Source organism: Acinetobacter sp. 12966, from assembly GCF_031196995.1.
Classification (GTDB): domain Bacteria; phylum Pseudomonadota; class Gammaproteobacteria; order Pseudomonadales; family Moraxellaceae; genus Acinetobacter; species Acinetobacter geminorum.
Map to the genome: position 1 here is coordinate 1 of NZ_JAVIMC010000063.1, position 13,987 is coordinate 13,987.

General features: G+C 39.3%; 9 protein-coding genes and 4 pseudogenes. 10 read left to right on the plus strand and 3 right to left on the minus strand.

What is annotated here, in order from left to right; all coding sequences use genetic code 11:
• The 4 genes from RFW85_RS09740 to RFW85_RS09755 form a co-directional block, all read left to right on the plus strand.
• The coding region (locus RFW85_RS09740; RefSeq protein WP_309171492.1) for a cadherin-like domain-containing protein at window positions 1–1,892 on the plus strand (1,892 nt) is incomplete at its 5' end.
• 107 nt (window positions 1,893–1,999) lie between these two features.
• A complete protein-coding gene (locus RFW85_RS09745; RefSeq protein WP_017482436.1) occupies window positions 2,000–3,388 on the plus strand; it encodes a TolC family outer membrane protein in 1,389 nt (462 codons plus the stop codon).
• Window positions 3,389–3,554: 166 nt separating this feature from the next.
• On the plus strand, window positions 3,555–5,690 hold the full coding sequence (locus tag RFW85_RS09750; RefSeq protein WP_017482437.1) for a type I secretion system permease/ATPase: 2,136 nt from the start codon (window positions 3,555–3,557) through the stop codon (window positions 5,688–5,690).
• Window positions 5,687–7,126, plus strand: coding sequence for an HlyD family type I secretion periplasmic adaptor subunit (locus RFW85_RS09755; RefSeq protein ID WP_017482438.1), 1,440 nt, complete (start codon window positions 5,687–5,689; stop codon window positions 7,124–7,126). Before RFW85_RS09750 ends, RFW85_RS09755 begins: the two co-directional genes overlap by 4 nt.
• A gap of 126 nt (window positions 7,127–7,252) precedes the next feature.
• Here the strand turns inward: RFW85_RS09755 and RFW85_RS09760 are convergent, their stop codons facing one another.
• On the minus strand, window positions 7,253–7,870 hold the full coding sequence (locus tag RFW85_RS09760; protein WP_017482439.1) for a CAP domain-containing protein: 618 nt from the start codon (window positions 7,868–7,870) through the stop codon (window positions 7,253–7,255).
• A 135-nt stretch (window positions 7,871–8,005) separates the two neighbouring features.
• On the opposite strand from RFW85_RS09760, the pseudogene RFW85_RS09765 reads away from it, so the two are divergent.
• The 6 genes and pseudogenes from RFW85_RS09765 to RFW85_RS09790 form a co-directional block, all read left to right on the plus strand.
• Window positions 8,006–8,440 (plus strand): annotated as a pseudogene (locus RFW85_RS09765) (helix-turn-helix domain-containing protein); the annotation flags it as partial.
• Window positions 8,441–8,524: 84 nt separating this feature from the next.
• Window positions 8,525–9,546 (plus strand): annotated as a pseudogene (gene istA / locus RFW85_RS09770) (IS21 family transposase).
• Window positions 9,546–9,938 (plus strand): annotated as a pseudogene (locus RFW85_RS09775) (ATP-binding protein); the annotation flags it as partial. The pseudogenes istA and RFW85_RS09775, both read left to right, overlap by 1 nt.
• Before the next feature lie 42 nt (window positions 9,939–9,980).
• Window positions 9,981–10,910 (plus strand): annotated as a pseudogene (locus tag RFW85_RS09780) (IS5-like element ISAba10 family transposase).
• 39 nt (window positions 10,911–10,949) lie between these two features.
• The gene (locus RFW85_RS09785) at window positions 10,950–11,858 is read left to right on the plus strand and encodes a hypothetical protein (protein WP_017482445.1); all 909 of its coding nucleotides are present in this window, start codon (window positions 10,950–10,952) and stop codon (window positions 11,856–11,858) included.
• Between the two features lie 35 nt (window positions 11,859–11,893).
• Window positions 11,894–12,253 carry a hypothetical protein gene (locus RFW85_RS09790; RefSeq protein WP_228129607.1) on the plus strand — a complete coding sequence of 120 codons (360 nt, stop codon included), beginning with the start codon at window positions 11,894–11,896 and terminating at the stop codon, window positions 12,251–12,253.
• 33 nt (window positions 12,254–12,286) lie between these two features.
• Here the strand turns inward: RFW85_RS09790 and RFW85_RS09795 are convergent, their stop codons facing one another.
• Window positions 12,287–13,324 (minus strand): L,D-transpeptidase, encoded by a 1,038-nt coding sequence (locus RFW85_RS09795; protein WP_005249581.1) that lies wholly within the window; start codon window positions 13,322–13,324, stop codon window positions 12,287–12,289.
• 128 nt (window positions 13,325–13,452) lie between these two features.
• On the minus strand, window positions 13,453–13,987 hold a 535-nt coding region (locus RFW85_RS09800; protein WP_309171493.1), incomplete at its 5' end, for a transposase.

Here is a 13,987-nt window from a genome sequence, read left to right on the forward strand (position 1 = left end):
ACATCCACAACCTGGTGGTGACAGCAACTGATGGCACCAACAGCAGCAACATCAACGTGACGCTGAACGAGCAGGATGTAAATGAAGCGCCAGTTGCAGCTGCTGATACCAATACCACAGCGGAAGACACGACTTTAACAGTCAATCCGACGAATGGTTTATTGTCAAATGACAGTGATGTTGAGGGTAGTGCGCTGACTATTACACAATTCACAGTTGCAGGTGTGGCAGGTACATTTAACGCAGGTCAAACCGCGACGATTACGGGTGTAGGCAGTCTAATTATTAATGGCAATGGCAGTTATACTTTTACACCAGCACTGGATTATAAAGGTACTGTACCATTAGTAACTTATACTGTATCTGATGGTACGGCGACTAGCACATCAACCTTGACACTTACTGTTTCGGCTGTTGCAGATATGCCTTTATTATCTGTTGCGAATGCATATGTACTTCAACAGGGTGCAACGATTATCTCAACAGGTTCGTCTGATGTTGCAGTCAATCCAGGAGTTCAAGATTCTGGTAATGGTGTAAGCCAAGCCAATCTTGAGCTGGAGTTAGGTGTAACATCTGGTTATTTAGATAATCGTTTTGACCCTGTTGGTCCAAATGTGAATGATCCTGGGTTTGTAGATATTATCGATGGAAAAATCAACGAAGTACAACACAATATGACCACTGGTGATACGGTCACTTGGAACTATACCTTTACTAATGGAGAAAATATTGCAAGCGAAGTACAGCAAGGCTTTAACGATATAGCGGCTTTAATCGTAACTGCACCAGATGGAACCAAACAGACCATTTTAGTTGATGCAACTGAGATGAAATTCCCTAATACTACTGGTACGGGTTCTTATAGTCTTGTTGCGACTCAAACAGGTATTTATACTTTCCAATGGTTGATTTTAAATGGTGGTGATAGGGCCAAGGACTCATCTTTTGCCTTATCAAGTGCAACTTTCACGGCAGCAGGTGGTACCTATGGTTCACCGATAAAATTAAACTTGGCAGCCAATCTAACGGATACCAGTGGTAGTGAAAATCTAACGGTCACCATTGGGGGATTACCAGCAGGTTTCAGTTTTAGTGCAGGCGTAGATAATGGTGGTGGAAGCTGGAGCTTTACGGGAGCTGAGTTGAAATATCTGTATATTTTACCGCCTCAGAACTATACGGGTACTTTGTCATTGACAGCGACAGCTACTGCCACAGAACCATCCAATGGTGATAGCAAAACAACTGCTCCTCAGACCTTTACGGTTGATATTAGCCAGACAACGAACACTGTTACTACTGGTTCAGAGTCTGCTCAAACATTAAACGGTACAACGAGCAATGATTTGATTCGTGGATATGCTGGTAATGATACGATAAGTGGTGGTGCTGGTAACGACATGATTTATGGTGGTGCTGGCAATGACACCTTAAACGGAGGGGTGGGTCATGACTATTTATATGGAGGGGTCGGTAATGACACTTTAAATGGTGATGATGGATATGACTATTTAAATGGTGGTGCTGGAACCGATATTCTCAATGGTGGTGCTGGTGATGATATTTTGATTGGTGGTCCAGGCACTGATACTTTAACAGGTGGTTTAGGTGCGGATACTTTCGTTTGGATACAAGGCGATTCAGATGGTTTGACGGATACTATTACAGATTTTAGTAAGGCACAGGGCGATAAAATTGATGCTAAGGCTTTATTGGATGCTTTGGGATGGAATGGCAATATTAATACCTTAAGTCAGTTTGTATCAGTGAGTGGTAACACAATTGATATACATAATGCGGCAGATACTCAAAGTGTCAATATTCTAGTTACTGGTCAAACTTTCACGGATTTGAATGATATGATCAACAAAACCAACTTCCAGACTTAAACCTAGCATAGAGGGCGTAGTCACTTCGCCCTCTATCCCAAATTTATTTATTAATATGATGGCAACATCGTTAAACATTTAAGAAACTTTAAAACAAGGGGAAACCTGTGAAAGTATTAGCATTAACAAAAATCGCAAGCATGGTTGCTGGGGCAAGTGTGGCAATGACTGTATCAGCAGCAGATTTAACATCAGTGACTAAAACTGCGATTGAAAATAACCCAGAAGTTCAGGTGCAATGGTCAAACTTTCTTGAAGCCACTGCGAACCAAAAACAGGCACGGGCAGGTTATTTACCATCAATTGATTTAAATGCAGCTTATGGTAAAGGTAACCGTGAATTCGATGGTGATCGTGGCTGGTTCAATCAAGGTCAGGCAGAAATTGCATTAACGCAAGTGTTGTTCGATGGTTTTCGTATTAAAAGCAAAGTTGAGCAAGGCGATTATGCAGCGCTAAAACGCTATTATGAGTTAAATGCTGGTGTGGAACAAAAAGCCTTTGAAGCAGCGCAAGCTTATTTGGATGTTCAACGTTATCGTGACCTTGTTCAGTTGGCACAAACCAATGTGAATAACCATCAACGTGTTTATAATCAAATCCAGCAAAAGACCAAGCAGGGTGTGGGTAATGGTGCGGATTTAGCACAAATCTCAGGTCGTTTATCTTTGGCACAAACCAATTTAATGACGGAACAAGCGAATTTAAATGATGTATCAGCACGTTTTGCCCGTATTGTTGGGGTCGAACCAAGTGCAAATCTTGAACCTGTTAATTTAAATACTTCTTTGCCTAATAGCTCACAAGATGCTGTAATGACTGCATATCAGAACAATAATAGTTTGAAAGCAGCATTAAGTGAAATGGAATATGCGCGTACCAATGCAGAAGAGTTTAAGTCAAACATGTACCCTAAACTCTCATTGGTAGCGCGTACAGGACTATACCAAAACCGTAACAGTTTTGATGAGCGTACCAATCCTGGCAATGACAAGTATGGTCAGGATAGTGCAGTAGAACTTCGATTGAATTATAATCTGTTTAATGGTTTTGCTGACCGTTCAGCACTAAATGCGGCAAATGCTAGAATTTATACTGCTCAGGACTTGAAAAACAAAGCCTGTGTTGATATTCGCCAAACCACAAGAGTTGCTTATAACAATGTGAATAATTATAGCAATCAGATGCAATGGCTACAGCGCCATCGCGATGAATCTGCTGCGGTGGTCAGAGCTTATAATGATCAGTTTGATATTGGTCGTCGTAACTTGCTGGATGTACTGGATTCTGAAAATGAATCATTCCAGTCAAATCGTGCTTATGCCAGCGCACAATATGATTTAAAAATTGCTCAACTACAAACACTATATAGCATGGGACAATTATTACCTGCCTTAGGTATTAAACGTGATAATTTACCAGAAGTATCAGAAGTAAGTAAACGTGAACTGAATGCAGCAAATGTATGTACAGCGGCAAATGCACAAGCTGAATAATTTTTTAATCAGTTAAAATAAAATAGGGTGCTGTTGCACCCTGTTTTTATAGATGCTCCAACTCTTTTGGGTAAGGTAAATTTACAATTATTCTATTAACTCAATGATATAACTCTGAGTTTGGGAATAATGAACCTTTTATGCTTGTTTGATTCATGGTGAATAAGTGACAACACAAATATTTGATCCTTTAGCTTTATGCCTGATTCGGGTGGCTAAAGATTATGAAATTAGTATTACACAAGAAGGTTTATTATCAGGTTTGCCTTTACCCAATGGAAAGCTAATACCTCAGTTTTTTTCACGTGCAGCTGATCGGGTAAGTTTGACAAGTAATATGGTACAGCAGAATCTGGATCAACTGAACCATTTTGTTTTTCCTGCCATTTTAATATTGAATAATAATACAGCTTGTGTTTTATATCGTTTTGATACAGAAAGACAGACTGCAACAGTATATTTTCCTGAAATGTCGGATACCGTGACAGAAGTTCCAATTGCACAGTTACAAGAAAAATATCTGGGTTCAGTGATTTATTTGCAACAACGTCAATTTGTGGCGGATAACAAGGTTAAGCTGGAAAAGACAAATCAGCATTGGTTCTGGAGCGTAATTCGACAGCACCGTTCCATGTACAAAGATATTTTATTAGCAGCCCTGTTCGTCAATATCTTTGCTTTGTGTGCACCTTTTTTCGTAATGAATGTTTATGATCGTGTTGTTCCCAACCATGCTACAGATACCCTATGGGTACTAGCCTTTGGAATCATGATTATTATTACGGCTGACTTTATTTTAAAACTGGTGCGTAGTTATTTTGTTGATTTGGCTGCAACCCGTGCTGATAACAAGCTATCTGCCTATATTATGGAAAAAGTATTAGGTCGGCGTATGGAACAGAATAATATGTCTGTTGGTATGATGGCCTCCAATATTCAGTCCTATGAGGCAATTCGTTCTTTTACCAGTTCTATGACTGTGGTATCACTGATTGACTTGCCATTTTTTGTTCTGTTCTTAGCTGTTATCTGTATTATTTCATGGGTTTTCGTTATTCCTTTAGTCATCGCTGCAATCATTATTTTACTCTATGCATTATCAGTTCATATTAGTTTAAAAAAATTATCTGATGCGATGTCAGAAGCTTCTCAGCAGCGTCAGGGATTATTGATAGAAACCTTAAATAATCAGGAAACGATTAAAAGTTTTAATGCTGCTGGACGAATGCAAACTTTATGGGAAAAAGCCACTCGTTTTACCGTACAGTATTCTTCTAAATTACGTTTTATTGGTGGCACTGTTGGTAATTTTGCTGGATGGGTACAACAAACAGCAGGCGTTGTGATTATCCTGGTTGGAGTTTATCTTATTGTAGATGGAAAGTTGACCCAAGGTGCACTGATTGCCTGTTATTTATTATCAACCCGTGCCTTAGCTCCAATTGCACAAATTGCAGGTTTATTAACCCAATATTATCAGGCATCCAGTGCCTTAAATATGCTGAATCAAACTGTTGACGCTGAACAGGAACGAGAGAATCTAAAAGGTTGGGTGAGTCATCCACATCTTATAGGACATATCGAATTTAAAAATGTCAGTTTATGTTATCCAAATGAATCACATTCTGCTTTAAATAATATCTCTTTCTCTATTCGAGCAGGAGAAAAAGTGGCGATTCTAGGAAAAGTAGGCTCAGGCAAAAGCTCAATTGAGAAGATACTATTGTCGCTCTATAAGCCGACTGAAGGGTCAGTATTTATTGATCAAACCAATATTAGTCAGATTGATCCAGCAGAATTACGTAGCCAGATTGGTTATATTCCCCAGGACATACAATTGCTGAACGGTACAGTATTATCAAATATTGTCTTGGGTAATCCACATGCTAGCCGTGTTGCTTTGGAACAAAGTCTGGTTGTTTCTGGTTTAAGCCAGATTCTAAAAGCACATGAAGATGGTTTGTCATTACAAGTGGGTGAGGGTGGTCATAAATTATCTGGAGGACAACGGCAGGCGGTTGCCGTGGCACGTGCAATTGCCCAGAATGCTAAAATTTTGGTTTTTGATGAACCGACCAGTGCGATGGATACTCCTCTTGAGAATCATGTGATTCATCATCTAAAACATTATATGACAGCTCAACATACTTTAATTTTGGTCACACATAAACCTACATTACTCACATTGGTTGATCGAATTATTATTTTAGAAGATGGAAAGATTATTGCTGATGGTGATAAGGAAAGTGTAATGAAAGCCATGTTTCCCCAACAAGCTAAAGTTGCAGGAGTTGTATCATGAGCACAGAACACAATAAAACCCAAAGAGAGAAGATGTTTGGGGGCGTAGGTAAAAGTATTGAACAATCAGAAAAAGTTCTGAGTCCAGTGCTAGGGCGTTTAAATTTATTTAAAAAATATCAACCTGCTGATACAAATGACTGGAAAAGTCAGGTACAAGAAGTAACTCAATCACAAAAGCCAATTCAGGCAAGAGTCATTCTTTATGTGATTGTAGTGTTGTTTATCTGTTTAATTATTTGGGCAGGTTTTGCTAAAGTCGATGAAATTACTCGTGGTGAAGGAAAAGTGATTCCATCTCAACAGATGCAAGTGATTCAATCGGTTGATGGTGGCGTGGTTGAAAAGGTGTATGTGCATGAAGGTGAGCACGTCAAAAAAGGCGATCTATTGATTCGTATTGACCCGACACGGTTCACCTCAAATTTGAATGAAGTTAATGCCAAGATTTTTGCCTTGCAAACCAAAGTTAGACGTTTAAGTGCACAATTAAATGGCTCGGGCTATACCTCAGGCAGTGTCCCTGCGGGGGTTTCACCTGATGCAGCTGCAAACATTATGGCGCAAGAAAGCCAGTATTATGCGGAAAGTTTGCGCGAACTGAGCCAAAGAACGATGACCAATCAAGGTACGGTTTCGACTCGTCAACAGGAATCGCAACGTGCTCAAGCTGCACTCGGACAAGCTGAAAGAGCCTATCAACTTGCAGTGCGTGAACTCAATACCACACGACCTTTGTTAAAGACGGGTGCGGTGTCGGAAATGGACATTTTGCGCCTTGAACGTGACGTATCGAATGCCGATGGTGAACGTAAGCAGGCGGCAGCGAATTTAAGAGCTACGCAGGCATCTATTGGGGAAGCGCAATCACGCACTTCTGAGGCTGCGGTGAGTTTAAAAAATCAATGGCGCAATGAACTGGCAGAAGCGCAAGCTCAGCTAGTGAGTTTAAAAGAAAGTATTTCAGGCGTAGCAGACCGAGTGAAAACCACCGATATTCGTTCACCGACCAATGGTATCGTGCAGAAAATTTTCTTTAATACCATTGGTGGGGTTGTGAAACCAAGCGATCAAGTCGCGGAAATTGTGCCTTTAGATGGACAATTGATTGTTGAAGCAAAAGTGTCTCCGAAAGATATTGCTTTTGTACGACCAGATTTGCCTGCGGTAATTAAATTTACCGCCTATGATTTTTCAATCTATGGCGGAATGAATGCGAAAGTAAAACATATTAGCCCAGACACATTTACCGATGAGAAAGGCAATATGTTTTATATTGTCCGTGCAGTGACTGATAAACCAACGTTTGGTAAAGGATTATCCGTGATTCCCGGCATGACCGTTCAATTGGATATTATGACAGGGAAGAAAACTATTCTTTCTTATCTGCTTAAACCAATTCTTAAAGCGAAAAACAATGCCTTAACCGAGCGTTAAGTCGAATAAAAACCGAAATCTCTTAAAATCCCTCTTTTGAAAAGAGGGATTTTTAATTTATAAAGCAGATTTTATAAGTGTTAATTTCAGTTTTTACCCGATCAAATAAAGATCTTGTACTCGGTTTTAGTTTTTCCCGCTACCAAAGTGTTGCACCCAGTATGTTCGATGGGTTGTAGGATTTCGGCTACATGCGATCGCATAATCTTTAAATTGCGGTTTCATTAAGTTATCGCAATGTCCGGGACTGAGCGCCAGCCAATTTTCTAAAACTTGTTTTAGGTTGCTTTGACCTGTTGCTAAATTTTCCCCACCACCACCTTTGTATCCTGTTTTTTTAATACGAGCTCTCAGATTTTCACCACTTCGACCGACATGACTTAAAATCTGACGTTGCGAAATATCCAGCGCATGTGCAGTTGAACTTGTTTGTAATTGATTATTCCATTTTAGCGAGTGGGTAGCCGAGTAAGCTATTTTTCCACATTGTTGCGGTTGATGCCGAATCACGTTAATGGCATTTAAAACGGCTTGCTGATATTGTGGATTTTGAATGTCATCACAAGAGATTTTGTCAAAAGAGGCTAAAGTCTGTTGAGGATTTTTTTGAGTGGGTATCGTTGTTGATTTTGCAATGGTTTTATTTGATTGATGCTGCAAAGGCTGTTGTGGTTGTGAATTTGAACATCCATGTAGTAAAAAGTATAGACTGCATATAAAAGAATGATAAGCAATATTTTTCATAGTGCACCTCTAGCAAATTTTTTTATTCATCAGATGTATTAGTTCAGACTTGATCGGACATAACTCTTGAAAAAGAGAAAGTTACCCATTTTGATAAAGGTGTCGAAATCTTAATCAAACAAAGGTAACTTTCTTATGTTGCATACTAACAATCAAATCATCAAACACAAAGTAGGCTTACTCAATTTAGCTGAAGAGCTTCAAAATGTTTCTAGAGCATGCAAAGTGATGGGTGTCTCTAGAGATACTTTTCATCGCTATCAGGAGCTAGTACAGTCTGGTGACATGGATGCATTGATCAATAAATCCCGTCGAGTACCTAATCTAAAAAATCGTGTAGATGATGCTACAGAACTAGCAGTCATTGATTTCGCAACTCAGTATCCAGCTTATGGGCAGCATCGTACTAGTAACGAATTACGCAAGAAGGGTGTATTTGTTTCAGGTAGCGGTGTTCGCTCTATTTGGTTACGCTATGATTTAGAGAACTTTAAGAAGCGTTTGAAAGCACTCGCAGCTAAAGTGGCACAGGATGGTATCGAATTAAATGATCATCAGATTGCTGCTGTTAGCGACAGTGTAAAAATGACCCCCTAACGGCATTTAAAAACTGACCCCCTTGGTTAATATAGCGGTCATTTTGGACTGCTCAACATGTTAACTTTGGAGCAAGCAGTGACAATACAAATTCTTCATCAACAGGGTAAATCTATTAAAGCCATTAGTCGTGAACTGAGGGTGTCTCGAAATACCGTGCGTAAATATTTACGGCAGAAGGAAACACCTCAGTATCGGCGTACACAACCTAGAACAAGTATTCTTAATCCATATAAACCCTATTTACTCCAACGTGTAAATGCAGCACATCCTGAATGGATTCCTGCCGCTGTGCTCTATCAGGAAATTTTAGGGTTGGGATATCCAGGAAAGATCAGGATCTTGAGGGAATATCTTGCAACATTAAAACCAGTTGCCAAACTGGAAAACCAGTCATTCGTTTTGAAACCCAACCTGGCCAACAAATACAGGTGGATTTCACCACGATTCGACGCAACAACACGACTTTAAAAGCCTTTGTTGCAACATTAGGGTATTCCAGAGCGACTTTCGTGAAATTTTATGATCATGAACGTACGGATGTATGGATCGATGGTCTAGAAAATGCATTTCAGTTCTTTGCAGTAGTACCTCAAGAAATCCTGTTTAATAACGCTAAAACGATCATGATTGAACGGGATGCCTATCAGGAGGGGCAGCATAAATGGAACACCAAACTGCTCGACTGTGCCAAGAAGTACAGCTTTCGTCCTCGCGTATGTAAGCCCTACCGCGCACAGACCAAAGGCAAAGTTGAACGCTTTAATGGATACCTCAAATCAAGCTTTATTGTGCCATTGAAAGCAAGCCTGAAGACTTCGGGTTTACTGTTAGATGTTGATATCGCCAATGCCCACATTGGCTGGTGACTGCATGAAACCGCCAATCAGCGGATTCATGCCACCATGCAAGAAAAACCGGCTGTTCGACTACAACAGGAGCAGCAAAAATTTACGCCATTACCGCAATCAGATACAGGTTCTGGCACTGTACCTGTTGCAACAGCACAGCATGTCATGCCCTACGAGAGTTTGCAGCATCCGTTATCGGTATATGACCAGTTGCTAGGGGTTTCTTGATGAATCTGCAATACGAACGTATAGAGCAGCTTTGCCAAAAGCTCAGTCTACATACAATTGCGTCACAATAGTCTCATCATGCGCAACAAACATTAGGTCAGGATAGAAGTTATGCCGACTTTGTTGAAGCCATGCTGATGCATGAATATGCTGCTAGGCAACAGCGCAGCCAGCAGGTCCTGATGAAACTCTCAGGCCTGCCTCAAGTGAAAACGCTGGAAGGTTACGATTTTAATTATGCACTAGGTGCTCCGAAATCCCAGATGGTCGGGTTGTTCAACCTGAGCTTTATCTCGAGAGCAGAAAATGTGGTGTTTCTTGGTGCTAGTGGTGTAGGGAAAACGCATTTATCCATGGCATTAGGCTATAAGGCCATCATGAACAATGTCAAAAGTCTTTGTTGCATAAATAAATTTCATCCCCATACATGTTAGATGAATACAGAATCAAAAAGCCGATACAAAACAACGAACTGGTCTGAGTACAATCAGGCTTTACGTCAACGGGGTGCTTTCACCATTTGGTTTGATCCCCAAATGCAATGGTCTGCAACACCTACTGGAAAAAAAGGATGTCAACCTATCTAGACTGATATAGCAATTCAATTTGCCCTGACGATACGAAACCTGTTCCAACTGGCTTTACGCCAAACACAAGGTTTCATTCAAAGCCTTTTTCAAATGGCTCACCTCGACTGGAATGTTCCAGACTTCTCAACATTGAGTCGGCGAGCAGATAAGCTCCAGCCACTTCTACATAAATCAGCAAAAAATCCACAGGAAGACTTGCATATTTTAGTTGATAGCACAGGGATCAAAGTTACAGGTGATGGGGAATGGGTGCGTAAAAAACATGGCGTAAACCAACATCGTCAATGGCTGAAATTACATCTTGCGACAGATGCAAACAGTGGAGAAATACAAGCGGTTGAAGTCACGACCTGCCAATATGGTGATGCTGAAATGCTCCAACCTCTTTTAGATCAAATTGATGAACCCATTGCATCTGTCACGGCTGATGGTGCTTATGACACAGTGAATTGTTATGATGCGATTTTGAAACGGCAAGCAAATGTAATTATCCCTCCTCGTTCCAATGCTGCTTTATGGGCAGAAAATGAAATTGGTAAAGCAAGGAATCATGCAGTACAAGGCTGTTGGGACAGGGGTCAAAAGCAGTGGAAACGAGATATTGGTTATCATCGACGATCCCGAATAGAGGCTAAAATGTTTGCCTTGAAACGACTTGGACAAGGTGTATCTAGTCGATGCTTTAATCGTCAGGTGGTTGACTTGCAAATAAGAGTCGATATTTTGAATAAATTTACTCAACTTGGTACAGCTAAAACGGTGGCTGTTGCATAAATATCTGAAGATTAGAACAACTCTACCTTTCGTCTATTTGTGCAACAAAGCCAAGGACAATATGAACTTGTGATGAATCCTGAATATGAAGATTTTAATTTAGAATTATTACAAGACTATTGGCAATTTAATGAAATTGAAAAGCACCAGTTCACTTATTCTGTAAAAAAATTAGTGGAAAAATATGATATTAGTTCATCTGCAAAATTGGAAAGAATCGTTAAACACAGTGGACATTTAAAATATACGGGAATAAAAAACTGCAAAAAGTGCTATTTCGATTATGAAATTTTTATACGTAAAGACATAGGCTTTAAAGATTGGAAGAATTACAAGAGAGAATTAGAATGCTATGACTGCCGTAGACGCTCTGTACAAAATTACATGAACAAATATCTCAATGAGTTTAAATTGTGTATTCCAACATTGTCAGATGAGCCAATAGATTCACCGAAGCAGCAGCTCAGTTACTTAGAAAAAATAGTTCTGTATGTTATGCTCAGCAAAATTAAGATTGGCACAGACAATGTTTTGCCACAACATGAGTGGCGTTCATTTGTTGAACTTGAAGCCAATGGTGCTGGTGATCTTGTAAAAAGAATATTTGAAAAAGGCTATCTTTTTAAAACAAATGAATTTGACGAATTTATACAAAAACAAGCTGATTTGCGCCAGCTACATTCAGATTGTAGACAATATTTGAATGAAAATATAACGCATGAAATTCAAACTTACTTAGCCTTAAATTTTAAGGCAGACATAAATCTTGTGATTCCTGAATGCTACGATTACCTAGAGCAGTGGACCTTTGGGCTGTATGAGGAAATTATGGGTTCAAAAGTTTATATCAAAGACTTCAAGGAAATTGAAAAATATATAAAAAATAAAAGATTAAATGAAGTGTATGCCTTGCTTGATTTTGTTCGCCAATACAAAAAATCCCTGTAAAGAAAAATAATGCTTTGGAATTGGATTTAATGCGGATGCTTCTTAAATATGATTTACAGCATATTTTGAGCTTGTTTTGGTATCAGTCGAAATTTGTAGGTGATCGGTTACGCACCTTAGAGCTATCGGGTGATGAAAACGCTAGGTTTATTAAAGATACTGTTTTTGCTAAGAAAATATCGACTTATTTAGATTATTTAGACCATAAAGATGAAAAACCTAAGTATCCGAGGAATCTTCCTGGAAATTGGACGTATTCCGAGATTGAGCTGTTTGTTAGTGCCCAATTATTGGCAACTATGAAAAGTGGGAAAAGTATACGCCTAGCGAAATCTTGGCTTTGTGGGAAGAGACAAGAGGAATTGAGCTTGAGAACGCAAGCGCTTGATTGCTAAATTTTGATTTTTCAAATAGCGAGGTAAATTTTTTCATTCCAAGAAAATTACAGTTAACCCCTTATGGAGGACTTTAGCTAAGTTATTAGCATCCCAATTAGTCAATCGGATACAACCATGCGATGCTGTTTTAGAAATTAAGGCGGGATTTGGCGTACCATGAATCCCAAAAGAAGGTCGAGATAAACCAATCCAAATATTTCCTACAGGGTTGTTGGGTCCTGGGGGGAGGCTTAAGGGCTTAAGATTTTTGCCTTGAATAAAATTCTTAGGGTTATAACTATAATGTGGATTGAACACGATACTGCCGATGGCATGCGTGCCAGTGGGTGAGGGATTATCTTCGCTCCCGATCGTTGCAGGAAAAGATGCAATGATCTTATTTTGTCGATTAAGCAAATATAATTGTTTAGAACCTTTGTGTGCAATAATGCTTTGCACATTATTTGGCAAAACATTTATTACATTTGCGACAATAATCTTTTCACCGACTTTATTAAAATTTGCGCCTGAATTAATTTTTTGTAGAAACAATTCATCCATATGGAATTTTTCACCGAGCATTTCGGTCACACGAGTGTAATACAAGCCCTTCATTCTTGATTGTTCAGCATAATCTACAGGGATCGATTGAGCATAAGGAACTTTTAAGTCTTGTGTGGTAATGGTGTACTTAATAAACGTCGGTTGAGTTGTATCTTCATTTAAAAGCTGCCAAGTATTTGCGTCTAAGATTCCGTCACCACTTAAACCCTTCATAATCTGAAAAGCGGAAATGGCTTTCACAGTATTTAGGCCCAATATGCCATCAATTGCACCTGAGGATGAGTAATGGCGACTCAACAGCACTTGTAACTTTGCGTAAACAGGAAGATAGCCTTTTTCAAGATTGTCCGACCACTCCGCTTTATTTAGATTATCTAAAGACCATGTGTCGGCTTGGTTTAACAGTGCTAAATTGTTTAGATTGTTAGTGGTAGGAGGAAGTGATTTTTGTGGTTCAGCTGCAAGAGTATAAGTCGAAAAAATATACATACTACTCAGGCAAATAACTAAAAAGCGACTCAACATAACGACTAACCCCCAAACTAATTTTATTGATCAAAATAACTGCACTCATATTTTAAATAAAGTTGATAATTTAAAAATGTATATAAAATGCGGCTTTGTAACAATTTTAACTCTGTACACGACAAATTTCATAGGGCCCTTGTCCTATCAGGCTTTTTCTTTCTTAAAATTGCTAGCACTTTCTTAAATTCTTCTTTTTTCCCAAAACCAATCAAACGTAGAATAGCCATTTGAACATGGTCCAAACCGTAGCGAAATAAACTTACTGAAAGTCGTCCATGCTTCTTTATTTTTATCGCTTTTTTTCGATCATGTTGCCATTCACCTGTTAAATAGCACCAACAGAAACCGATAGCTAGCACTGCTATCAATTTCTTGACTCGTCTAGGGTCTGTTAAACGAGTATTTTCAAGATTGAATCCACGTCCTTTGAGACAACTAAATAAGGTTTCGATTTCCCAGCGTAATGCATAATCACGAATAGCTGAAGCATTCAACATAGGAGAAACAACAAGTAAAAGTTCTCCATCTTCTAATCGTAGCGCACTAATATACAGTTTCACTCGACCAACCCAAATACGTCGTTTACGACATTCAGTTTGACCAACTTGAAGATGACGAAATAAATCACTAGGTGGTGTTTCAAAAAGTATGCTGGCGTTA